The organism is Micromonospora sp. CNZ280 (assembly GCF_011759515.1).
Window position 1 is genome coordinate 1,810,001 of the sequence record NZ_JAAOYP010000001.1, and the last position, 21,138, is coordinate 1,831,138.

Sequence of the window (21,138 nt, forward strand, 5' to 3'; positions counted from 1 at the left end):
AACCGGCCGCCGCGGTCTCCCGCGAGCTCGCCCGGTGCCCTGCCGGTCGTCAACCTTACCCGGTCGGTTCCGCCTCGCCAAATCCGCCCCTGGGCGAATCCGCGGGCACCGCCCGGACCGGCTCCGCGGAGTAACGACCCGTGGCGCCGGTGCCAGTCCCGGTCCGGGCCTCCAGGACTTTCGCCCTGTTTTGCCCCGTTCCGCGCTGGCAGAGAGAAAGTTACGCGGCTGCGGGTTTGATCGTCAAATCCGCGCGACGCGTCCCGCGTCACACCCGCTCAGCTCGCGGACGGGGGGCGGCGGGCAGCCCGCCAGGCGCGGATGCCGAGCACGCCGACCGCGGTGCCGATGACCAGGGACGCCGCGATCAGCAGTGCGTGCACCCAGAGGAAGCCGGTCGCCGGGAAGTCGCCGACCCGACCGGTCGACCAGGAGCGCGGGTCCTTCCAGATGGCGACCGCGAACCGGGGCCAGATCACCCAGGTCCAGATCCCGACCCCGGTGAGGAAGAGCGCCCAGCCGCGTGACAGCACCATGGCTGCCGAGTATGCCAGCGCGCGACCCCGGTGACCGGGCCGGCTGCCGGGACAGCGCCGCAGGTCAGCCGGCTCGCAGCTGCCGGAACGTGACCGAGTGGCGCAGCTCGGGCACCGGCGGGATGCTGTGCTGCCAGCTCGACCGCGCCGCGCCGGCGAGCACGTACGCCGACCGGGGCGCCAACTCCACCTCGTACACCCGGCGGTCGTCGGCCTTGCCGCGCTGGAACCGCAACCGGCAGGCGGAGCCCAGGGAGAGGCCGACGACCGTCGGCCCGAACGCCGGCGCGTCCCGGTGCCAGCCGATGACCGACCCGGGCGGATAGCGGGTGACCAGGGCCTGCGCGAGCGCGGTGGCCGGCAGGCCGGCGAGCGCGGCGCACCGCTGCCGGACCTCGTGCAACTCCACCGGCAGCGCGTCGGTGGCGGTGAGCTGGAACGAGCCGTAGTCGTAGTCGAAGCCGAAGTGGCGCACGGTCCGGCGGGCGATCTGCCCGTGCATGCGGACCTCACGGAAGTCGTAGGCTGCCAACGCGGCCAGCAACGACCGCTCCTCGTCGACGTCGACCAGTTCCGGCTGGTAGGTCAGCCCGGCCGGCCGCTCGTGGATGCCGCGCATCCGTCCCATCAGCCCGACGGTAGCGGGATCGCCGGACCGCCGCCGGGCTTCCGATGGTGGCTCGGGAGGAGCCCGCAGGACGACTGCGGCGTCACCGGGTTGACCGGCGAGGCCTGCGCGGTCGCCCCCGCCGCGCCGACCAGACCGGCCGCGAGCGCGAGCGCGACGCCGAGCCGCCGAATGGTGCGATACATCTTGACCGGACCCGGGAGCAGGACAAGGGGTCACCGGCCGTCGACCCGGAGGCGTACGACCGGCCGGACCACCGGGACCGGGTGGGCGGCTACCGCCAGGGCTGACGGACCCGCCGGGAAGCCGATACCGTAGCGGCATGGTCCGGGCGAGCAGTTACGCACCGGAGGTCGTCGACCCGGTCGACGGCCTCCCGCTCGATGCCGTGCCCACCTTCCCCACCAGCTCCGGCGACGGCCGCGAGCGGATCATCGACGTGCTTCGTGCCGACGGAATGCGCTTCCGTGACGGCGCGCGATGGCGTTCGACGCACTGATTCGAACCCACCGACCCGAGGGGCGTCCGCCCCGGGTCGATCGCGCCCATCCTCTTCCTTCGGCACGAAAGGCATACCACCATGTCCACGGCACGGATGCTCACCGGGGACCGCCCCACCGGGCGGCTGCACCTCGGCCACTACGTCGGCAGCATTGCGAACCGGGTGCGGCTGCACCAGCGGTACGAGAGCTTCTTCATCATCGCCGACCTGCACATGCTCACCACGCGCAACGGTCGGCAGGACATCGAGCGGGTGGCCGACAACGCCCGCGAGATGGTCACCGACGTCCTCGCCGCCGGCGTCGACCCGGCGCGGGCCACGTTCTACCTCCAGTCGGCCGTTCCGGAGGTCGGCGACCTGAACACCCTGTTCCAGAGCCTGGTGACGGTGCCCCGGCTGGAACGGGTGCCGTCACTGAAGGAGATGGCCCGCGACTCCGGCAAGGAGGAGATGCCGTACGGCCTGCTCGGTTATCCCGTGCTCCAGGCCGCGGACATCCTCTGCGTCAGGGGTGAGGTGGTCCCCGTCGGCAAGGACAACGCGGCGCACGTCGAGGTGACCCGGGAGATCGCCCGGCGCTTCAACCACCTCTACGGCGAGGTGTTCCCGGTGCCCGAGATGATCCCCTCGGAGACGCCCACCCTGGTCGGCACGGACGGCCAGGCCAAGATGAGCAAGAGCCTGGGCAACGACATCTCGCTCTCCGACGACGCGGCCACGGTGCGCCGGAAGGTGATGGGCATGTACACCGACCCGAACCGGGTGCGGGCCGACGTGCCGGGCACGGTCGAGGGGAACCCGGTGTTCGCGTACCACGACGTGTTCAACCCGGACCGGGACCGGGTGGCGGAGCTGAAGCGGCGCTACCGGGCCGGCCGGGTCGGCGACGTCGAGGTGAAGGAGGAACTGGCGGCCGCGCTCAACCGGTTCCTCGACCCGATCCGGGAGCGCCGGGCCCGGTTCGAGGCGGACCGGGGCCTGGTCGACCAGCTGATCGTCGAGGGGACCGAACGGACCCGCGCCGAGGTGCGCAAGACCCTGGTCGAGGTACGCCGGGCGATGGGGCTGAGCGGCGCGTACACCCAGGTGCGCCGGCGGGCCGAGCGCTACCGCAAGCGAGCGGAGACGACCGCCTGACGAGACCCGGTCCGGGCCGTCATCTCGCGCTGACCCACGGGCCGGTCGGGCAAGTGCCCGACCGGCCCGCCGCGTCACGGCGCGGTCACTGGGTGACGGACGCCGCCAGGTGGAACGGGTTCGCGAGGTGCGGGCTGGTGCGCCGTGCCTCGACGACGAACTCCCACACACCCGGCTTCGGATTGGCGTAGCTGCGGGTGAACGGGTCGCAGCCGTTGCCGTCCTGGTAGTTGGCGTAGCAGTAGACGGTGCCGGCGCTGGACTTCTCCGCCTCGAGGCCGTCCGGCCCGTACGCCCACCAGCGGGTCTGGCTGCCGTCGGCGATGCCGGAGAGGTTCACGGTCATGCTGGTGGCGCCGGCCGGGACCGCGACGCTGTAGATGATCGTGTCGTTGCGGTCGACGGTGCCCGCCACGGCCCAGGTGGTGCCCGGGGCCAGCGGGGTGGCGGCCTCGACGGCCAGCATGGCGTGCTGCTCGACGGCCCGCGTCGCGGCGTTGTCGATGGTCAGCACCGCGCTGTGGATGCCCTGGGTAGCCGGAGCGGCGGTCACCTGGACGACGGTCGGGACGCCCTTGACCAGGGTGACCTCGCTCGGCGCGGTGAAGGCGCCGTCGTTGCCGTGGAGGTCGAGGACGTAGTCGACCGCGCCCTCCGCGCCGCTGGTGCGGGTCAGGGTGACGTCGTACGTGCGGGATTCGCCCACGCCCTGGCCGCCGCTGCCCGGCGCGCAGCTGTTGTAGAGGCCGCTGCCGGTGTGCGGAGTGGCCAGCTTGTCCGAGAGGACGGTGCAGACCGGCGCCGAGACGGTGACCGCGTCGGTGCCGGCCACGCCCTTGGTCAGGTACTTCCAGGCGTGCGGCACGTCGAACTGGCCGCGGCCCTGGGCGATGGCCGGCTCGTCCTTGTTGAAGTCGGCGGTCGAGAAGATTGCCCGACGCAGCTCCGCCGGGGTGACGCTGATGCCGTTCTGCTTGGCGGCGGAGAGCAGCAGCGCGGCCGCGCCGGCAGCCTGCGGGGACGCCATCGACGTGCCCTGCAGCATCGCGTAGCCGGCCGGCAGGGTGTAGCCGGTGTCGGCCACCGCGCCACCAGCCAGCCAGTTCGGGTACGGGGCGATGGCCGCGCCGGGAGCGGTGATGTCGGGCTTGAAGCCGCCGTCCTCGCGCGGGCCGCGGGAGGAGAACGGGAAGACGGAGCGGACCTGGGTCACGAAGGAGCCGTAGTTGGCCCACCAGGTGTGCTTGGAAACCGAGGCACCCACACTGACCACGTTGCCGGCGGCGGACGGGTCACCGTGGCTGTTGGTGCCGGCGCCGGAGTTGCCGGCGGAGATGAACATCTGGACGCCGGTGGTCTCGATCAGGCGGTCGTAGAGCAGCGCCATGGCGCTCTGCCCGTCGTTCAGGGCGGGCACCGAGCCGATGGACATGTTGATGACGTCCACGCCGTAGTCGGTCGCCAGGGCCACCATGCCGTCGGTGAGGGCCGCCGTGGAGCAGCCCATGCTGGTGCAGGCCCGCATGGAGACCAGCTTGGCGCCGGGTGCCTGGCCGTCCATCCGACCGCCGAGGATCCCGTTCGCGGCGGTGATGCCGGCCACGTGGGTGCCGTGGCCCTCGTCCAGGGTGTTGATGTTGACGCCGGCCAGCAGCGGGCTCAGCCGCCGGGCCTCGACGGTGAACGGCTGGCGCTCGTTGAGTTCGGTCGCCGGGTTGTCGGTGCCGATGTAGCCGATCTGCTGGTTCTCCCGGTACGGCCGGTACAGTTCGTCGTCGGTGAACACGTAGTCCTGGTTGAGGTCGATCCAGACCGCGTTGTCGGACTCGCGGTAGGCGATACCCAGGGTTCCGGTGAGGGTGGGATCGGCGTAGCCGGCGACGGCGAGGTTCTTGCGCGTCAGGTACATGTCGTCGCTGCCACCGTCGGGCAGCGTCCAGGTGATGTCGTACTTGTCGACCACCGGCCCGGTGACCTTGTTGCCGGCGCTCAGCAACAGCCAGGTGCGGTCGAAGAGCAGGTCGATGAGGTTCCGCGGGTTGCTGCCGACAGCCGTGTCCACCAGCTTGCGCTCACCGGTCGTGGTGGTGGCGAGTGCCGGGTGGGTCGGGTCGATCCCGGTGTCCATGACGCCGATGGTCACGCCCCGGCCGTCGTAGCTCGGGTGCTCGGTCTTGAAGGCCACCGAGCCGGTCTCCCGGGTCGGCATGTACGGGTTGTCGTCGGGGGTGGCCGCGGACGGAGCGTCCGGGCGGCCTCCGACGTCTCCGCCGGCGCCGGCGGCGGCGCCGGCCGCCGTTGTCTCCTCCAGCTCGAGCAACTCGTCGGCGTCCACCCGGAGCACGTCGTCGAGGGCGACGGCCTGGTCCACGGCGGTGAACGGGACGTTCGCCTTGACGTAGCCGATCTCCGGCTCGGTGCGGGTGACCTCGGCGCCGAGGTCGGTGAGCTGTCGGGCGGCCGCGTCGGCTCGGCCCGGCTGCACCGCGAACATCAGCGTGACGAAGTCGGGGATCGCCTGGCCGGCTCCGGCCGGGAGGCTGCGGGTCCGGTACTGGGCGGCGTACGTGGCGATCAGGGCGCGGTCGTGGCTGCCCAGCTTGTCGGCGGCGCCGCCGGGAGCCGCCGCGACGCCGGCCTGGGCCGGGCCGGCGGACAGGGAGAGGCCGCCCACGACAAGCGTGGCGGCGAGTGCCGCGGCGGCCTGACGGGCACGGCGCGGTGTGCGTCTGGCAGGGGAAGTCACTCGACATCCTCCAGGGGCAGGGATGGGCTGACGCGCACACACTGCCATCGCCGCCGGTTGATATCGGGCCCCTGAGCTGGCAGTTCACCGCCATGGCATAAATGTGCCAGCGCTCGTCGGCCGGTTGCGCCGGACTTCGCCGCGCCTGCGTACTCCGCGGGCGCTGAACTGTGATCCTCAGATCCACTTCCGGCGGGCGGCCTGCCAGCCCAACTGGATCCTGCTCTGCACCCCGGCGAGAGTCAGGAGCCGCTGTACCCGCCGCTGGACCGTCCGCATGCTCACTCCCAGTTGCGAGGCGATCGCCTGGTCGGTGTAGCCGGCCAGCAGCAGGGCCAGCAGCCGGCGGTCCTCGACCGCCAGCGGGCCGTCCGGGAGCGCGGACAGCGCGGCCGGCATCGGCAGGGCCGACTCCCAGACCCGGTCCACGATCCAGGTGAGACAGTCCACCACCGGGCGGGCCCGCACCACGAAGACCACGGGCTCCTCGGCCGCCGGACCGGACGGGACGACCACCGCCTGCCGCCGGTCGAAGACGGCCAGCTTGAACGGGACCGCCGCCACCCGCATCTCCTCGCCGAGCGCGGCCCATTCGTCCAGCAGCAGCGGGATCTGGGCGTTCTCCGGGTCCAACAGGTCCCGGTCGTACACCACCCGGTAACGGACCCCGGCCCGCAGCGCGTCCCGCTGGCCGACGTTGTCGGTGGCCGGCACCGCGACCGCCGGTCGTTTGACCAGCGCGCAGATCTCCCGGCCGGCCTCCCGCTGCAACATGGCGTAGCGCTCGGCGATGCTCCGGGCGCCCCGGATCACCTCGACGGCGTCGGCGCCGCGCCAAGCCGGGCCACCGGCCTCGAACCGCTCGGCCAGCTGGGCGATGACCGTTTGCGCCCGGCGTAGCTCGTCCATCCGCTGCAGCGCCAGGAGCTTGAGGGTCGGGTCCGGGGGCGCGGCCCGGGTCAGGCCCGCCGGCTCGGGCCGCACCTCCACGAGTCCCTTGCCCGCCAGGCCCGCGAGCGCCCGATCGACCTCGGTGGGGGACAGTCCGGTCCGTTCGACGAGCTCCGCCGCGCCGGCCGCCGGGGCGGCGGCCAGCGCCAGGTAGACCTGTTCCTCACCGGGCTCGACGCCGACAGCCTCCAGCACTTGGCCCCTCCACCCGGCAGTCCTGATCATGGGCGATCCGCGGTGGGCAGCAGTGTAGCCAGCCGTCCGCCCAGGCCAAGGCCCCGTGACACGCGGCTGCGCTACGTGAGTCCGACGTACCGCGAGCAGGGGTGGCCGCCGGCCCGCGACGGCTGCCTCGATACTGGGGACCATGTCGGAGCCGACCCTGCCCATCCGCACCGAGCGGCTGTGCCTGCGCCCCTACCGGGGCGACGAAGTGGATGCCCTGCTCGCTTACTACAGCGACCCGGTAGTGGCCCGCTACATCCCGTGGGAGCCGTGGACGCGCGACTTCGCCGCCACTGTGGTCGCCCGGCGCGTCGGGGGCACCGGCATCACCGGGGTCGAGTCCCGGCTGGCGCTGGTGGTGGAGCACGAGGGTGAGATCGTCGGCGACGTCATCCTGTGGCCGGCCGACGAGACCCTGTCCCGCGGCGAGATGGGCTGGGCCTTCCACCCGTCGGTGTCCGGCCGGGGGTTCGCCACCGAGGCGGTCCGCGCGCTCGTCGCCGTGGCGTTCGAACAGTGCGGCATGCACCGGGTGATCGCCCACGTCGACGCCCGGAACACACCGTCGGCGCGGGTGTGCGAGCGGGTCGGCATGGCCAGGGAAGCGCACCTGCGCCAGGACCACTGGACCAAGGGCGAGTGGGTGGACACCCTGATCTACGGCCTGCTCGCCAAGGAGTGGACCGCCGGGCCAGCGGTACCCGTGGGCTGAGCGCCCCCGTGTGAGGATGTACCGGTGTCGTACCCCCCTCATTCGGCCTACCCGCCGCCGGTTCCGGGTGCCGTGACGCCGATGGTGTACCCCCACCCGATCCAGCCCCCGCCGGGCTACTCGGTGCTCTCCGTCTCGGTGAACCGTGGCCCGTACATCGTGCCCGTCCCCAGCACGAGCAAGCTCAAGATCGACGGCCAGACGGTGCCGATCCCCGGCGAGGGCACCTGGCACATGGCGATCGCGCCCGGACCGCACGACGTCCGCTACACCGACTTCATGGGCATCCCGCTGGTGACCACCGCACTGGTCGCCCACCCCGGCGCGGCGCACCACCTGTCGTTCCGCTTCGGCGCGTGGCGCAACCGCGTCCACGACGGGCACGGCACCGACGTGACGAAGTTCGGGCTCTGGTCGAACTACACCATCCTGCTTCTCGTCTTCGGGGTGTTCGCGCTGGTCTGCTGCGGTCTGCTGGCTCCGCTCGCCGCGTCCTGACCCGGCCCTGTCCGGTCCGGCCCCGGGCGGTCGCAGCCGTACGCCGCACCGACCGCCATGGCTACCCGACCGACTGGCTCTCCGAGCGCGCCAGCCTGCCGGGTCAGTCGCCCGCTTCGACGTACGACGCCAGGTTGGCCAGTGAGGAGGCGATCCCGGCCTCGTGGACCGCCTGGTCGATGCCGGGTGGCACGTCCGTGGCGGTGACGGTCACCTCGGTGCCCGCATCGGTGGCGGCGAGGTGCCAGGTCATTGTCATGGTGCCCGCGTACGCCGGGTCGTCGGCCTCGAACACGGCCCGCTGCACCACGCGCTCCCCCGGCACCAGAGCGGCGAACCCGACGTCGACGACATCCGTCGCGTCCGACGTCTTGCCGGGACTGTCGGCGGCGTCGAGGTAGGTGAGGACCATCCGGAACCCCCCACCGGGCCGGGGATCCCACCGCTCGATTCGCCCGCGCATGCCGTCCGGCGGCAGCCATGCCTCAAGCGACTCCCGGTCGAGGAGGGCGCCGTAGACGGTCGCCGGTGGTGCCGCGATCACCCGGCTGGCCCGGTCGGTCCTAGCCATGTCCCGATCCTAGTACGGCAGCCGCCGTTTGGGATCTTGCTGGTGGGCCGGGTGGACGCGAGCGTCCGCTAGTAATTGACTCTTGCGGCTCCATCTGTTGCTGTACCGCTGGGTCCCGCTCACGGGTCAGCCGGGGCCAGCGATAGCCTGCCGGCCACTTCGTGCCGAAGGCGGCTGTGCAGCATCGGGTGTCATCCGTAGGAGTCACGTGTCTGCCCTGCCTCCATCCTCGGCTCGCGGCGGGCTCTGTCCTTGGCTGGCGATCTTTTCGCTGCCGCTCGCTGGCTCGCCCTCTGTCGAGGAGGCACCGGATGCTCCGACACACGTACGGTCCGGGTCACGGTCTGAGTCGGAGGGCAGCACTACCCGGTGTTGGATACCTCCTGGTCCCCCGTGGTGGCTCTGACGGCCGATCAGATGCTGTGCTTCGCTGATGTACTGACAGGGCCGCCGCAGTGCGGCAACTGCTGGACGACCATGGGTAGCCTGTCCACATGCGTCAGTCGTCTCCGGTCATGGGCGCGCGAGTGCCGTTGCGTCCTCCACCGAGAGATCGATTGCGGGATCGGCTGCGTCGCCGGTTTCGTGCGGTAGGCGCGTACACCGGCCTACGGCACTGGCTGCTTGTGCGGGGGACGATTCTGTTGGTCGCGTTCGCTGCGCTCTATGTGGCCAATGGTCTGTTGATCGGCTGGAAGACCGCCTACGACGTGACCATCGGAATCACCTCACCTGGAGACGGGCGGGTCTCGGTGCCGGTACTAGCCTGGTTCTTGTCCGTTGCGGGTTGGCTGGCCGCGCCTGCCGTCTGTGGTGCAGTCGCCGGCGCGGTTATAAGCGTAGCGATCACCGGTCGCCGTCGTCGCCCACTAAGCGAGGTGCTCACTAAGCACGGCGAGCCAGATGAGTGAGGAGACAGCGCGCGTTTCGCGGACTAAGCTTCTTACAACGATTCCACCGCTGCAGCACCTCCTATTTGAACAGTGCGGGTATGTGGTCCCGCCTAACTTCACTCTCGATTTCGTAGGGCTGCACGGCCAAAACTGGCTGAACGCCGAGCGCGACTGGGAGAAAATCGTCGCCCTGGTCTTAGACACTGATGCGGTGGATCCCCGCGCAAACGGCGCTGAAGCTATCCGGCAGGCGGTCGAGGCCGCAGCTACTTTCCTCGCCGATGACGAGCTGTGGCCGTGGTGCCCTATCTGCAAGAGAGGGACGGCCACAGAGCCTAAGGAGGAGACAGGTGGGAACTGATTCCGCCCGGTCTCCGGGCAGCTTCCGGGCATTGGGTGAGCGACTCCTGCGTGGGTCCTTCCCCGAAATGAATGGCGACGATGTGAATGACTACGTCGCGCGAGCCATCGCAAGGGTCCACCAGTTGAGTGCTGGCCGGCCCTCGTCGCAAGGCCCACCAGCCCGCGCCGAAGGGACGCCCCGGGAGGCAGACGGTGCGAGCGGCATTAGGAGCCCAGGACAAGAACACCGAGAAGATGCTCAACCTTCCAATAGCCTTGACTACGAGCCGGGCGTGCTCGACGAGATCCTGGCCGGCGTGCGTGAGGACGTCGCCCGGCGGCAGGAGCAGGTGCCGCTGGAGCGCATCCGCGAGCTGGCCGCCGCCGCGCCGCCGCCGCTGGACGCGTACGCGGCCCTGCGCCGGCCCGGGGTCGCGGTGATCGCCGAGGTCAAGCGCTCCTCCCCGTCGAAGGGGAAGCTGGCCGAGATCGCCGACCCGGCCGACCTGGCCGGCGAATACGCCGCCGGTGGCGCCCGGGCGATCAGCGTGCTCACCGAGGGGCGCTGGTTCGGCGGCTCGCTGGACGACCTCGCCGCGGTCCGCGCCGCGGTGCAGGTCCCGGTGCTGCGCAAGGACTTCGTGGTCTCCAGCTACCAGGTGCACGAGGCCCGCGCGCACGGCGCCGACCTGGTGCTGCTGATCGTCGCGGCCCTGGAGCAGAACGCCCTGGTCGGCCTGCTGGAGCGGATCGAGTCGCTCGGCATGACCGCGCTGGTCGAGGTGCACGACGAGGAGGAGGCCGACCGGGCCCTGGAGGCGGGCGCGCAGGTGATCGGCGTCAACGCCCGTGACCTGCGTACCCTGGAGGTCGACCGCTCGGCGTTCGAGCGGATCGCGCCCCGCCTGCCCAGCAGCGTCGTCAAGATCGCCGAGTCCGGCGTGCGCGGCCCGCACGACCTCATCCGGTACGCCTCGGCCGGCGCCGACGCGGTCCTGGTCGGCGAGGGCCTGGTCACCCAGAAGAGCCCTCGGGAGGCGGTGGCCGAACTGGTCAACGCCGGCAACCACTCGGGAGCTCACCGACCCGTACGGTGGTAGAACCTCCAGCGAGATCCGCCCATATTTCGCCTGCTGGCACCGGGATTGATAGTTGCAGGCTGAGACCGACGGTGTGCGCCGCCTCGGGTGGCTGCCGGCCCGGCGTTGCCCCGGCGGCCAACTCCGCGCTGAGCCAAGCCATGGACTTCAATCGGGCCTGGGAAGCTCGGGTACACCGATACGGCCTGCGGCGGATCACTCCGCACGGCGCCCGACGCACCTGCGCCAGCGTCCTGGCGGACCTCGACGTGCACCCTCGGGTGGCAATGCAGATCCTGCGACACGCCGACTTCAAGGTCACGATGGAGATCCACACCAAGGTCAGCTCCAAGCAGACCTGCGTGGCGTTGAAGCGCCTGGGCGACCGGATGAACGGCCCGGAGTCGGCATGACCGCTGCTGTGCTTTGCTGCTGTACGGGACGGAAAAGGGGCCGTCTCGGTCTCCCGAAACGGCCCCTTACCTGCTGCGCGCCCGAAGGGACTCGAACCCCTAACCTTCTGATCCGTAGTCAGATGCTCTATCCGTTGAGCTACGGGCGCAGGTGCTCGGCCAGTCTACACACCCGGCTTTCGCGCGGAGACTCCGGGATTCGAACCCGGGAGGGGCTTTAAGACCCCAACCGCATTAGCAGTGCGGCGCCATAGACCAGACTAGGCGAAGTCTCCCAGGTGGCCCGCAGACCACCGGGCCCGAGGATACAGGCCCAGACCCATCGGGAGCAAAGCGACTACCGGACCGCCTCCGCCAGGTCGGCCGTGGTGGGTGCGGTCCAGCGCTGTGCGACGGCCCGATCGGGACTAGGCTCCATCGATATGCAGGAGCAGCCGCCCAGCGAGCCGAACCGCCGAGAGCCTGCTGAGGGAGCGCGGCGACGCTCCCCGAAGGCCACCTTCACCCCGCCGCCGCTGCCGGCGACGCCGGATCCGGCGGAGCGGGCGGAAGGCGGGGCGCCGCGTCCGCGCCGGGCCAAGGCGGCTCCGACGGTGCTCTTCCAGCCGCCCGAGCCGGACCGTCCGCTGCCCCGTCAGCCGAAGGCGGCCACCGGGTCGGCCCGCCGCCGGGCTGACCAGTCGGACAGCGCCAGTGATTCGAGGCACACCGCGTCCTCGGGATCGGCGGCCTCCGGTTCCGACGCCGGCCCGGCGCAGCCGGCCCCCGCCACCGCCGCCCGGCCGGAGCCAACGCCAGGCGACGCCAAGATCGACGAGCCCGCGGCGGACAGCGCCGGCACCGGCCGGGCGGACGCGGATCAAGCCGGGACCGACCAACCCGAGGCAGGCACAGCCCGGGCCGACCAGCCCGACGGGCGCCGAGCCACAACCGACCAGGATGAGGTGGGCGCGGCAGGGACTGGCCAGGCCGGGGCGGACGCCGCCAGGGTCGGCCAGGCCGGGAAGGATCCGACCAAGGTCGCCGCGGCCAGGGAAGATCCAGCCCGGGAAGACCCAGCCAAGGCAGCGCCAGCCAAGGCAGCGCCGACCAAGGTCGGCCCGGCGAATAAGGCCACCGCGCGGAAGGCAGCCGCCCCGCGGAAGGCGGCACCGGTCGAGGTGGTTCCCACGAAGCCGGCCCGGGCGACGAGGGCCACCACCGGCAGGAAGGCGACGCCGGCGAAGAAGACCGCCCCGGCCGAGGCGGCGACCACCGCGGCCACCACCGGCAGGAAGGCGACGCCGGCGAAGAAGACCGCCCCGGCCGAGGCGGCGACCACCGCGGCCACCACCGGCAGGAAGGCGACGCCGGCAGAGCAGGCCGTCCCGGCGGAGGCCGCAGCCACCGCGGTCGCGCCGGCCGCCAGGAAGGCGACGCCGACCAGGAAGGCCACCCCGCCCGAGGCGGCGGTGACCCCGGCCGCCAGGAAGGCGACGCCGGCCAGGAAGGCCATCGTGCAGCAGGCGGCCGCCGTCCCGGGCCAGCCGGCGCCGAAGCGGGCCGTCCCGGAGCAGCCCGAAACAGGACCCGTCCGGGAGGCCGAGCCGCCGGCGCGTACGCCGGACCTGCGCGCCGCCCTCGCCCGGCTGGTCGAGCACCCGGGCTTCGCGCCGGAGTTGCTCGCCCTCGCCGCCGTGGAGGCGATCGGGCCGCGCGCCCGTGACTGGGCCGACCGGCTGCGGTCGGCGTACCCGGATGCCTCGCCGGACGGCCTGGCCCGGCTCGCCACCCGGCGGTTCGTCCGGCAGGCCGGGGCGGGCGGGGCGACCGCCGCGCTGGCCGGCGCCTTCGCCCCGCTCGCCGAGCTGGCGGCGGTGCTGTGGACCCAGGCGAACCTGGTGCTCCACCTGGCGGCGGCGTACGGCCAGGATCCGGCCCACCCGGACCGGGCCGCGGAGCTGCTGGTGCTGACCCAGGTGCACCCGGACGCGGAGAGCGCCCGGACGGCGCTGGCGGCGGCCCGGGCGGCGGACGGGCCGGGCGACGAGCCCTGGTCGCGGGCGGTGGAGGCGGCCTGGCGGCTGGCCACGCCGCTCGCCGCGCAGGCGGGCGGCTGGCTGGCGCTGCGGCTGGCGTCCCGGGTGCTGCCCGGCGCGGCGGTGCTCGCGGCGGCGGCCGGCGACTCGGCGGCGGCCGCCCGGCTGGCCGCCCGGGCCGTCACCCGTTACCGGCCGCCCCGGTCGCGGTAGGAGATCCACGCGAAGTGCGGCACGTCGCGGTCTCTGCCGCCGCCGATGCCGCGTGCTGCCGCAGCCGGAGTCGAGCACAGCACCGGGCGAGCCCGCCGGCGGCCGGTCACAGCCAGGAGAACCAGTCCCGGGGCAGCAGGGCGTAGCCGACGAAGGCCACGATGTCGAGCAGCGCGTGCGCCACGACCAGCGGCATCACCCGGCGGGTGCGCAGGTAGAAGAGGCTGAACACCACGCCCATCACCACGTTGCCGAGGAACGCGCCGAAGCCCTGGTAGAGGTGGTACGAGCCGCGCAGCAGGGCGCTGGTGGCGATGATCGCGCCGGTCCGCCAGGCCAGCTGGCGCAGCCGGGTGACCAGGTAGCCGACCACGATCACCTCCTCCAGCACGGCGTTCTGCACGGCGGCGAGGATCAGCACGGGAACCGTCCACCAGATCTCCGGCAGCGCGGCGGGCACCAGCGTGGCGTTCACGCCGAGCTGCGCGGCGACCCAGAACAGCGCCAGCCCGGGCAGGCCGATCAGCGCCGCCAGCCCGGCGCCGCGGGCCAGGTCCGGCCCGGGCTGCCGGGCGTCCAGGCCGAGGGTGCGGGCCGGGTCGCCGGGGTCGCGGGCGATCAGGTGTACGGCGAGCAGCACCGGCAGCAGCGCGAAGACGATGCCGAGCAGCTGGTACGTCAGGTCCAGCCAGGGCCGGGGTGACACCGACGTGTTCAGCGCGGCGGTCTGCTTCGACAGCGGCCCCTCGGCGGTCAGCTTCGCGATGATCGACACCAGCGCGTAGACGGCGGACTGCCCGAGCGAGAGCCCGAGCACCAGCAGCGTCTCGGTGCCCAGGGTGCGGCGGGACACCGGGCGGGTGAGCTCAACGGTCACCGCACCACTCTGCCCGACCGGGACGGCCGGCGGCACTCGCCTGAGCGACCCTCGTGAGCTGATCGCACATTCTGTGCGACCGGCGGGCACGCTGCGTGGTCATGCTGTGCGTGCCCGATCCGCCCGACAGGTCAAGGAGCGCGCCCGGTGGACGACTTCGCGCGGCTGCTGAAGGAGAGCTGGACCCTGGTCGAGGAGCACCGGGAGCGGCTGAGCGACCACTTCTACGCTCGCCTCTTCCTGCTCGACCCGGGGCTGCGGAACCTTTTCCCGGTCCAGATGACCGGGCAGGGCGACCGCATCCTGGAGGCGATCGTCACAGCGAGCCAGACGGTCGGCGACCCGGAGAGCTTCGACGAGTACCTGCGGGCGCTCGGCCGGGACCACCGGAAGTTCCACGTCGACGCCGCGCACTACGCGACGATGGGCGTCGCGCTGCTGGACGCGCTGCGCAGCACCGCCGGCGACGGCTGGAACCTGGAGTACGACCAGGCGTGGCGCGACGCGTACGCGGCCATCTCGGAGAAGATGCTGGCCGGCGCGGCGGCGGATGAGAACCCGCCGTTCTGGCACGCCGAGGTGCTGACCCACCAGCGGCACGGCTCGGACACCGCGGTGCTGACCTGCCGGGCCCTGCAGCACCCACTGACCTGGAAGGCCGGTCAGCACGTCAGCGTCGAGGTGCCCCGCCGCCTCCCCCGGGTGTGGCGGACGTACTCGGTGGCGAACGCCCCGAACGACGACAACGTGCTGGAGTTCCACGTCCGTACGCCGGGCGCCGGCTGGGTCTCCGGTGCGCTGGTCCGGCGGGTCGAGCCGGGCGACCTGCTCCGGGTGGCCGCCCCGATGGGCTCGATGACGCTGGACCGCTCGTCGGACCGGGACATCCTCTGCGTCGCCGGCGGGGTCGGCCTCGCCCCGATCAAGGCGCTGGTGGAGGAGTTGGCCAGCTACAACCGGACCCGCTGGGTGCACGTCTTCTACGGCGCGCGTACCGAGGCCGACCTGTACGGGTTGGCCGGGCTGCGGGAACTGGTCGCCCAGCACCCGTGGTTGTCGGTCACCCCGGCGTGCAGCGAGGACCCGGACTTCGACGGCGAGTTGGGCGACATCTCCGAGGTGGTCAGCCGGTACGGCCCGTGGACCACGCACGACTGCTACGTCTCCGGCTCGGTCCCGATGGTCCGGGCCACCCTGCGGGTGCTCGCCGCCGACGGCGTCCCGCCGGAGCACACCCGGTACGACACCTTCGGCAGCATCTACTAGGCCATTTCTCCCCCACGCCGGGGCGCGTGCCCCTGCCCCCTGGGGCACGCGCCCCGGCCCCCCGATCGGGCGGACCGGCACCGCCCGCCCGACCACGCCCGCCCGGCCGTCCTTTCCCACCCGGGCGGGCGTGGTCGCCGCGTCAGTAGCGCCAGGGGTGCCCGGTCTCCCGGTACTCCTCGACCGGCACCAGCGGCACGCCGGGTGCCATCCGGTCGACGTAGAGCCGGCCGTCGAGGTGGTCGATCTCGTGCGCGACGAGGCGGGCCATGCCGAACTCGAACGAGGTGATGATCCGGCCGCCGTCGTACTGGGCGTGCTCCACGTCGATCCGCAGCGGCCGGGGCACCAGGCCACGGTGGTCGAAGAAGGAGAGGCAGCCCTCGTACTGCTCGTCGGCGTCCGGGGCGGCGTCGACCACCCGCGGGTTGAGCAGCACGACCGGCTCGGCGGTGCGGTCCGGCGGCCGGACCACCGCGGCGGCCGAGCCGATGCCGAGCTGCGGCGCGGCGATGCCGACCCCCTTGTTGAACGGGTGCAGCTCGTCCAGCCGGGCCAGCACCGAGCAGAGCCGGTCGACCACGTTCCGGGCCACCTGCTCCTCGCGGGGCAGGTCGAACGGTCGGGCCGGCTGGCGGAGCAGGTCGGCGCCGCGTTGCACGATGCCGATGCCGCGCATCCGGTCGCTGGGCCGGATCCGGCCGACGTCCGGCTCGGGCTCCGGCCGGCCGCGGAACCGCCACTGCATCCGGTAGCGGGCGTTCAGCGGCGGGTCGTCGGTGGCCCAGTCGAACAGCGCCCGGTCGCCCGCGTCGCGCCGGCTCACCGGGGTGCGCAGCGGGCCCTCCTCCGCCGAGAGCGAGGTCTCCACGCCCCAGACCTGCGGGTCGAGGGCCGCCGGCAGGTCGAGGCGTACGGCGAGGTGCCGGGTGGGCAGCCGGACCGCCCGCTGGAACCAGGGGCCCCACTTGTCCTGCCCGACGTGGTACGCGTACTCGATGGTGGCCCGGTCACCGGGGTAGAGCGGGAACCGCCGTTCGGCGTTCTCGAAGAGCAGCCAGATCTCCTTGAACGCGTCCCGGTCGTGCTTGGCCCGCCAGTGCATCGCCTCGCGCTCGCCGCCGTCCTCCCGGTACGCCCGCAGTCGCAGCTCGGCGAAGGTGAGCGGGTGTTCCCGGTGGTGCCGGTTGGACCGGCCGGGATCGTTCGGGTAGCGGTCGACGGCGACCCGGACCAGGTACCGGGTGACCGGTTCGGTGCCGGCGTTGTAGAGCTCCCGGCGGATGACGCAGCGGTAGCCGTCGTCGGTGTAGGTGAGGGTGGCCAGTTCCCGCTCGACCACCAGGCCGGTGCCCGGCGGCAGCCACTGGCCGGGCAGCGGGGGATCGCGGTGGCCCTTCTCGGCGCGCGCGTGCCGGAGTTCGTCGTACTCCCGGAAGCGCTGCCAGATCGCGCCGCTGGCCTCCAGCACCGCCTCCGCGCGGCGCGCGAAGTCCTCGGTGGGCCGGTGTCGGCGCCCTTCGACGTGGCTGACGTAGGACGGGTCGAACCCCATCAGGGTGGCGAGCTGTTTCTTGGACAGCCCCCGCCCGGTTCGCTGCCGCGCGAGTTCGGCGGCGAAGGAGTCGGCAGCCCGATCGAGCGGTGAGGTCGTCATCAGCTTCCTCGTGGCCGGGAGTATCAGTTTCACGTTCCGTGGCCAGGCGGATACGAAACTGCCACCTTGCCGACACGAGGCTTGACTGTTCAGCGATATCTGTCGATACTGTGCCCCCGCCGCCGATACCGGCGGCGTTTTCCGTCCCGACCGCCGGGTAGTAGGTCGACGCCGGCCGACCGGAGTGACCGGGGCCTCCCGCGACCGACCCAGGTGAGGCTTCCCTTAGCGCCCGAGGCGTGGTTAGGCTAGCCTTAGCTCAGCAAGGGTGCTTCGGACGGGGGACGATTCGGATGACAGCGGTGATGCCGGGGCGCCAGGTCGCCACCGCACCGCTCGCGCCGGTCACCGCCACCCTGCGGGCCATGTTCGGCACCGACGACGTGCCCGGCCTGATGCCCGGCCTGCTGGTCACCGACGAGTACGGCTGGAGCCCCGCGACCACCCTGGTCGACGGCAGCCGGCTGCCCGAGTTCCTGCACGCCGCCACGCAGCGCTGGGGCGGCACCCCGCACGCCTGCGCCGCGCTGGCCTGGAAGTCGTACAGCTACTGGACCGCGCTGCCGGTGGTGCTCGGCTGGGCGTCCGCCCGGCGGGTGCCGCTTTTCGACCCGGCCGACGTGCTGATCCACTTCGAGGACCACCGCCCGCTGCTCACTCTGGGCCTGCGCCGCTCGACCACCGTCGCGGTGCTGCCCGGCGACCCGCTGGCGGTCTCCGGCCTGCCCGAGGTGCGGGTGGTGGCCGGCGAGACGGAGCTGCTCGGCGCGCTGCGCGCCTCCCTGCTCGACGCCCACCTGGCTCCGATGATCGAGGCGATCCAGGCCGAGGTGCGAATCGGCACCCGGACCCTGCTCGGGTCGGTTGCCTCCGGCATCGCGCACGGCATCCTGCGGGCCGCCGACGGGCTGCCCGGCTCCTCCGTCGAGAGCATCGACACGCTGCTCACCGCGCTTGACCTGAGCGGCCTGGTGGAGCTGGTGCCCGGCCCGGCGGGCGAGCCGACGGTGCAGCGGCGCACCTGCTGCCTGGCCTTCACCCTGCCGAAGCCGAAGATCTGCCAGGGCTGCTGCGTCCGCCAGTCCTGACCCCGCCGGCGCGGCCCCGGGCGGTCAGTCGGTGAGCGGGCGTACGTCCCAGACCCACACGCCGCCGGCGCGCTCCGGGCGGATCCCGGTCAGCTCGGTCATCCCCCGGCGCAGCGCGGCGGACTGCGGGTGCGGACCGAGAATCACCACGCCCGCCCGCCAGTACCGCAGGTCGTCGACCGCGTTCACCCGCGCCTGCGGGGTGATCGGCGGCACCGCGCCGGTGCTCCGGATGATGGCGAAGTAGCTGCTGGTCGGCCGGGGCGGGGCGGTGAACAGGGCGGCCCCCCGCTCCTCGCTGCCCGGCCGGGTGTCCGGCCCGAGGAAGTAGCCGCGCGCGATGGGCATCTCCAGCCGGGTCGTCGCGGACCAGCGCAGTGGCTCGGCGTAGTTGGTGTCCGGCAGCGGCAGGGTCACCACGCTCCGGCCGCCGGCCACGTACGGCCGCCAGGCGCCGGAGGTGACGAAGGCGGGCACCGGGTCGAGCCGTTCCGCCGGCAGCGGGGTGGGCAGCAACGGCAGCAGGGCCATGGTCAGCACGGTGGCGGTGGCGAAGCGGAGTTGCGGCCGGGCGGCGGGGAACCGGGCGGCGAGCGTACGGACGCACTCCGCGCCGTACGCGAGCAGCAGCCCGATCACCGGGGTGAGCGCCAGCGACCACCGGGTCGGCACCACCGAGTGCAGGATCGGCAGGTTCTCCAGCGCCGCCCACGGGCCGGGGATCCCCGTCTCCCGGCCGTTGAAGCGGATCTCCCGGCCCAGCGAGAGCAGGCCGAAGAAGAGCCCGAGCGCGGCCAGGCCGAGCACCACCACGTTGCGCCGCAACCACCAGACCAGCGCCACCACCAGCACCGCGAGGGGCCAGCCGAAGAAGGCGTTCTCCTCGGTCGGGTTCTTGGCCAGGCCGGCCGCGCTGCGGTTGTCGCCGGCCAGCGACTCCCGGGAGAAGGCGACGAACGACACCAGGTCGGTGGAGTAGCCACGGATCAGCCGGGACAGCCCCTGGTAGGCGCCGGGACCGAAGAACTGCACGTAGAGCGGGTACGCCAGGACCACCGCGCTGGCCGCGGCGGCCACGCCCAGCCCGGCCAGGAAAGGGCGGGCCCACCGGCGCAGGGCGGGCCGGCCGAGGGCGAGCGCGGCGACCACCACGCCCAGGCCGATCGCGGTCATCAGCAGGATCTCGAGGTTGAGGAAGGACTGCCAGACGATCACCAGCGCGAGCAGCAACCCGTTGCGCAGCCAGCGGCCGGGCTCGGCCAGCCGTACGGTGCGCCAGACGATCAGCGGGACGACGAACTGGGACACGATGTTCGGGTGGGCGTTGGCGTGCGACACCATCGCCGGCGCGTACGCGCAGAAGGCGGCACCCAACCAGGCCGGCCCGCGGGCGCCGATGAGCACCCGGGAGAGGACGAAGTACCAGGCGGTGGCCGTGGCGATCATTCCGAACGTGAGGAAGAGCAGGAATGAGGCGCGCGGGCCGAGCAGGAGGGTGATCGGCGTCATTGGCAATGAAACGGATAATACCGACGTATTTGCCATCAAATTGACGCCGTCCGGGACGTTCATCCGGTCCGAGAAGAAGGGATAGGCAAAATCGGTCACGACCCGCGCGCCGTGTGCCATCATCCACTCGAACTGCGCCTGGTCCGAGGGGTTGTCCCGGATGCCCTGGCGGGGATCGAGCCAGAGTCGCGCGGTGATCCAGAACGCGAGCGCGACGAAGCTCAGCACCGCGGCGAGGTCGGTCCACCACCCCTTCCGGTGGCGTACGCCCCGGTCGAGCCCGCCCTCCGGCGACCCGGGCGAGGCCTCGCCGACGGGGAGGTCCGATTCGGGAGTAGTCATGACAATTCGGAGCGTAGTCACGAGAAGGCGGCACCGTGACATGTTTCGGGGTACTGCACTACCATGTGCCGGGTTCGCCGCCCGCGATCACGCGTCCGACCCCCGACCACATTTCGGCCACCAACGGTGCCCCGATTCTTCCGTCCTCTGCGCGGATGATTCACTCTGTCGGTTCAGGCGCGGGTCGAGTCATATCGTGAGGAATCGACGCATGGCAGAAATCACCGGGGATCAGCGCGTCCAGTCCGAGGTCCTGGAGGGCCTCGCGACCGCCGTCAACCACCGTCGCTGGTTCGTCGAGCTGGCCCTGCCGTACCTCGGTGACAACCCGATCGAGATCGGCAGCGGCCTGGGCGACTACGCCCTGGAGTGGGCCACCCGGCTGCCCCGGTTCACCGCCACCGAGGCCGACCCGGACCGGCTGGTCTCGCTCAAGGAGCGCCTCGCCGAGCAGCCGACCATCGAGGTTCGGCAGATGCTGCTGCCGCACTCGGAGCGGGGCGACTACAGCGCGGCCGTGTCGTACAACGTGCTGGAGCACATCGAGGACCACGTGGGCGCGCTGCGCAGCATGCGCGACCTGGTCCGCCCGGGCGGCGCGGTGATCATCATCGTGCCCGCGTTCCAGTTCGCCATGAGCCCGGCGGACATCGCCACCGGGCACGTCCGTCGCTACACCAAGAAGACGCTGGCCGCCGCGATGACCGAGGCCGGCCTCGAGGTCGAGACGATCCACTACGCCAACGCGCTCGGCCTGATCGGCTACTTCATGGCCACCAAGGTCTTCCGGCTGATGCCGAAGGAGGGCCCGATGGTGAAGGTCTACGACACCCTCGTGCTGCCCGCCACCAAGGCCGCCGAGCAACTGGTCCGCCCACCCTTCGGCCAGTCCGTCTTCGCCGTAGCCCGCGTCCCCGCCTAACCCCCGCCCCCCG

The 21,138-nt window shown here is 72.2% G+C and carries 20 protein-coding genes, 2 tRNA genes and 1 pseudogene; 12 read left to right on the plus strand and 11 right to left on the minus strand.

Translation table 11 applies throughout. From position 1 onward, the window contains the following. Nucleotides 1-278 precede the first annotated feature (278 nt). Both FHX32_RS08560 and FHX32_RS08565 read right to left on the minus strand, forming a co-directional pair. Nucleotides 279-536 carry an SCO4848 family membrane protein gene (locus tag FHX32_RS08560; RefSeq protein ID WP_167180207.1) on the minus strand — a complete coding sequence of 86 codons (258 nt, stop codon included), beginning with the start codon at nt 534-536 and terminating at the stop codon, nt 279-281. Between the two features lie 64 nt (nt 537-600). After that, nucleotides 601-1,164: an alpha-ketoglutarate-dependent dioxygenase AlkB gene (locus FHX32_RS08565; RefSeq protein ID WP_167180208.1), complete on the minus strand. Its 564-nt coding sequence runs from the start codon at nt 1,162-1,164 to the stop codon at nt 601-603. A gap of 322 nt (nt 1,165-1,486) precedes the next feature. Here FHX32_RS08565 and FHX32_RS08570 point away from each other — a divergent pair, with 322 nt between their 5' ends. Next, nucleotides 1,487-1,663 carry a hypothetical protein gene (locus FHX32_RS08570; RefSeq protein ID WP_167180209.1) on the plus strand — a complete coding sequence of 59 codons (177 nt, stop codon included), beginning with the start codon at nt 1,487-1,489 and terminating at the stop codon, nt 1,661-1,663. An 81-nt stretch (nt 1,664-1,744) separates the two neighbouring features. Beyond that, complete coding sequence (gene trpS / locus FHX32_RS08575; RefSeq protein WP_167180210.1) at nt 1,745-2,803, plus strand: tryptophan--tRNA ligase; 1,059 nt, start codon at nt 1,745-1,747, stop codon at nt 2,801-2,803. A gap of 85 nt (nt 2,804-2,888) precedes the next feature. Here trpS and FHX32_RS08580 read toward each other — a convergent pair whose 3' ends face one another. Both FHX32_RS08580 and FHX32_RS08585 read right to left on the minus strand, forming a co-directional pair. Next, nucleotides 2,889-5,477: a S8 family serine peptidase gene (locus FHX32_RS08580; protein ID WP_208418010.1), complete on the minus strand. Its 2,589-nt coding sequence runs from the start codon at nt 5,475-5,477 to the stop codon at nt 2,889-2,891. A gap of 249 nt (nt 5,478-5,726) precedes the next feature. After that, nucleotides 5,727-6,695, minus strand: coding sequence for a helix-turn-helix domain-containing protein (locus FHX32_RS08585; protein ID WP_208418011.1), 969 nt, complete (start codon nt 6,693-6,695; stop codon nt 5,727-5,729). 172 nt (nt 6,696-6,867) lie between these two features. On the opposite strand from FHX32_RS08585, the gene FHX32_RS08590 reads away from it, so the two are divergent. Both FHX32_RS08590 and FHX32_RS08595 read left to right on the plus strand, forming a co-directional pair. After that, a complete protein-coding gene (locus FHX32_RS08590) occupies nt 6,868-7,437 on the plus strand; it encodes a GNAT family N-acetyltransferase (RefSeq protein WP_167180213.1) in 570 nt (189 codons plus the stop codon). A gap of 81 nt (nt 7,438-7,518) precedes the next feature. Beyond that, nucleotides 7,519-7,935 carry a hypothetical protein gene (locus FHX32_RS08595; protein ID WP_208418012.1) on the plus strand — a complete coding sequence of 139 codons (417 nt, stop codon included), beginning with the start codon at nt 7,519-7,521 and terminating at the stop codon, nt 7,933-7,935. Nucleotides 7,936-8,038: 103 nt separating this feature from the next. Here the strand turns inward: FHX32_RS08595 and FHX32_RS08600 are convergent, their stop codons facing one another. Next, nucleotides 8,039-8,506, minus strand: coding sequence for an SRPBCC family protein (locus FHX32_RS08600; RefSeq protein ID WP_167180215.1), 468 nt, complete (start codon nt 8,504-8,506; stop codon nt 8,039-8,041). 515 nt (nt 8,507-9,021) lie between these two features. Here FHX32_RS08600 and FHX32_RS08605 point away from each other — a divergent pair. From FHX32_RS08605 to FHX32_RS08620, 4 genes and pseudogenes are all read left to right on the plus strand, one after another. Continuing rightward, nucleotides 9,022-9,417 carry a DUF6313 family protein gene (locus tag FHX32_RS08605; RefSeq protein ID WP_486481087.1) on the plus strand — a complete coding sequence of 132 codons (396 nt, stop codon included), beginning with the start codon at nt 9,022-9,024 and terminating at the stop codon, nt 9,415-9,417. Further along, nucleotides 9,410-9,760: a hypothetical protein gene (locus FHX32_RS08610; RefSeq protein WP_167180217.1), complete on the plus strand. Its 351-nt coding sequence runs from the start codon at nt 9,410-9,412 to the stop codon at nt 9,758-9,760. The genes FHX32_RS08605 and FHX32_RS08610 overlap by 8 nt, the downstream gene beginning before the upstream one ends. 274 nt (nt 9,761-10,034) lie before the next feature. Further along, on the plus strand, nt 10,035-10,841 hold the full coding sequence (trpC, locus tag FHX32_RS08615; RefSeq protein ID WP_167180218.1) for an indole-3-glycerol phosphate synthase TrpC: 807 nt from the start codon (nt 10,035-10,037) through the stop codon (nt 10,839-10,841). Between the two features lie 143 nt (nt 10,842-10,984). Beyond that, nucleotides 10,985-11,233: pseudogene (locus FHX32_RS08620) on the plus strand (tyrosine-type recombinase/integrase); the annotation flags it as partial. 76 nt (nt 11,234-11,309) lie between these two features. Here FHX32_RS08620 and FHX32_RS08625 read toward each other — a convergent pair. The 3 genes from FHX32_RS08625 to FHX32_RS08635 all read right to left on the minus strand — a co-directional run bounded on the left by FHX32_RS08625 (nt 11,310) and on the right by FHX32_RS08635 (nt 12,728). Next, a tRNA-Arg gene (locus tag FHX32_RS08625) sits at nt 11,310-11,382 on the minus strand. Nucleotides 11,383-11,417: 35 nt separating this feature from the next. Then, a tRNA-Ser gene (locus tag FHX32_RS08630) sits at nt 11,418-11,508 on the minus strand. A 584-nt stretch (nt 11,509-12,092) separates the two neighbouring features. Further along, complete coding sequence (locus FHX32_RS08635) at nt 12,093-12,728, minus strand: hypothetical protein (protein ID WP_167180220.1); 636 nt, start codon at nt 12,726-12,728, stop codon at nt 12,093-12,095. 1 nt (nt 12,729) lies between these two features. On the opposite strand from FHX32_RS08635, the gene FHX32_RS08640 reads away from it, so the two are divergent. Continuing rightward, a complete protein-coding gene (locus FHX32_RS08640; RefSeq protein ID WP_486480969.1) occupies nt 12,730-13,464 on the plus strand; it encodes a hypothetical protein in 735 nt (244 codons plus the stop codon). A 106-nt stretch (nt 13,465-13,570) separates the two neighbouring features. Here the strand turns inward: FHX32_RS08640 and FHX32_RS08645 are convergent, their stop codons facing one another. Beyond that, the gene (locus tag FHX32_RS08645; RefSeq protein ID WP_167180221.1) at nt 13,571-14,341 is read right to left on the minus strand and encodes a CPBP family intramembrane glutamic endopeptidase; all 771 of its coding nucleotides are present in this window, start codon (nt 14,339-14,341) and stop codon (nt 13,571-13,573) included. Between the two features lie 147 nt (nt 14,342-14,488). Here FHX32_RS08645 and FHX32_RS08650 point away from each other — a divergent pair, with 147 nt between their 5' ends. Then, complete coding sequence (locus FHX32_RS08650) at nt 14,489-15,607, plus strand: globin domain-containing protein (RefSeq protein WP_167180222.1); 1,119 nt, start codon at nt 14,489-14,491, stop codon at nt 15,605-15,607. A gap of 142 nt (nt 15,608-15,749) precedes the next feature. Here the strand turns inward: FHX32_RS08650 and FHX32_RS08655 are convergent, their stop codons facing one another. Continuing rightward, nucleotides 15,750-17,264, minus strand: a complete 1,515-nt coding sequence (locus FHX32_RS08655; protein WP_167180223.1) for a peptide deformylase — start codon at nt 17,262-17,264, stop codon at nt 15,750-15,752. A gap of 305 nt (nt 17,265-17,569) precedes the next feature. Between FHX32_RS08655 and FHX32_RS08660 the strand changes: the two genes are divergently transcribed. Beyond that, a complete protein-coding gene (locus FHX32_RS08660) occupies nt 17,570-18,352 on the plus strand; it encodes an IucA/IucC family C-terminal-domain containing protein (RefSeq protein ID WP_167182433.1) in 783 nt (260 codons plus the stop codon). 24 nt (nt 18,353-18,376) lie between these two features. Here FHX32_RS08660 and FHX32_RS08665 read toward each other — a convergent pair whose 3' ends face one another. After that, complete coding sequence (locus tag FHX32_RS08665) at nt 18,377-20,203, minus strand: DUF6311 domain-containing protein (RefSeq protein WP_486480970.1); 1,827 nt, start codon at nt 20,201-20,203, stop codon at nt 18,377-18,379. A 211-nt stretch (nt 20,204-20,414) separates the two neighbouring features. Here FHX32_RS08665 and FHX32_RS08670 point away from each other — a divergent pair, with 211 nt between their 5' ends. Beyond that, entirely contained in the window at nt 20,415-21,125 is a 711-nt protein-coding gene (locus FHX32_RS08670; protein WP_167180224.1) for a class I SAM-dependent methyltransferase, read from the plus strand. The last annotated feature ends 13 nt before the right edge of the window (nt 21,126-21,138 follow it).

Excerpts from the sequence above, each read along its gene's own strand:
- FHX32_RS08670 (WP_167180224.1), top strand. The coding sequence starts at position 20,415 with ATGGCAGAAATCACCGGGGATCAGCGCGTCCAGTCCGAGGTCCTGGAG.
- FHX32_RS08610 (WP_167180217.1), top strand. The coding sequence starts at position 9,410 with ATGAGTGAGGAGACAGCGCGCGTTTCGCGGACTAAGCTTCTTACAACG.
- FHX32_RS08655 (WP_167180223.1), bottom strand. The coding sequence starts at position 17,264 with ATGACGACCTCACCGCTCGATCGGGCTGCCGACTCCTTCGCCGCCGAA.
- FHX32_RS08565 (WP_167180208.1), bottom strand. The coding sequence starts at position 1,164 with ATGGGACGGATGCGCGGCATCCACGAGCGGCCGGCCGGGCTGACCTAC.
- FHX32_RS08560 (WP_167180207.1), bottom strand. The coding sequence starts at position 536 with ATGGTGCTGTCACGCGGCTGGGCGCTCTTCCTCACCGGGGTCGGGATC.
- FHX32_RS08595 (WP_208418012.1), top strand. The coding sequence starts at position 7,519 with ATGGTGTACCCCCACCCGATCCAGCCCCCGCCGGGCTACTCGGTGCTC.
- FHX32_RS08570 (WP_167180209.1), top strand. The coding sequence starts at position 1,487 with ATGGTCCGGGCGAGCAGTTACGCACCGGAGGTCGTCGACCCGGTCGAC.
- trpS (WP_167180210.1), top strand. The coding sequence starts at position 1,745 with ATGTCCACGGCACGGATGCTCACCGGGGACCGCCCCACCGGGCGGCTG.
- FHX32_RS08635 (WP_167180220.1), bottom strand. The coding sequence starts at position 12,728 with ATGGCCTTCCTGGCCGGCGTCGCCTTCCTGGCGGCCGGGGTCACCGCC.
- FHX32_RS08660 (WP_167182433.1), top strand. The coding sequence starts at position 17,570 with ATGCCGGGGCGCCAGGTCGCCACCGCACCGCTCGCGCCGGTCACCGCC.
- FHX32_RS08605 (WP_486481087.1), top strand. The coding sequence starts at position 9,022 with ATGGGCGCGCGAGTGCCGTTGCGTCCTCCACCGAGAGATCGATTGCGG.
- FHX32_RS08590 (WP_167180213.1), top strand. The coding sequence starts at position 6,868 with ATGTCGGAGCCGACCCTGCCCATCCGCACCGAGCGGCTGTGCCTGCGC.
- FHX32_RS08600 (WP_167180215.1), bottom strand. The coding sequence starts at position 8,506 with ATGGCTAGGACCGACCGGGCCAGCCGGGTGATCGCGGCACCACCGGCG.
- FHX32_RS08665 (WP_486480970.1), bottom strand. The coding sequence starts at position 20,203 with ATGACTACTCCCGAATCGGACCTCCCCGTCGGCGAGGCCTCGCCCGGG.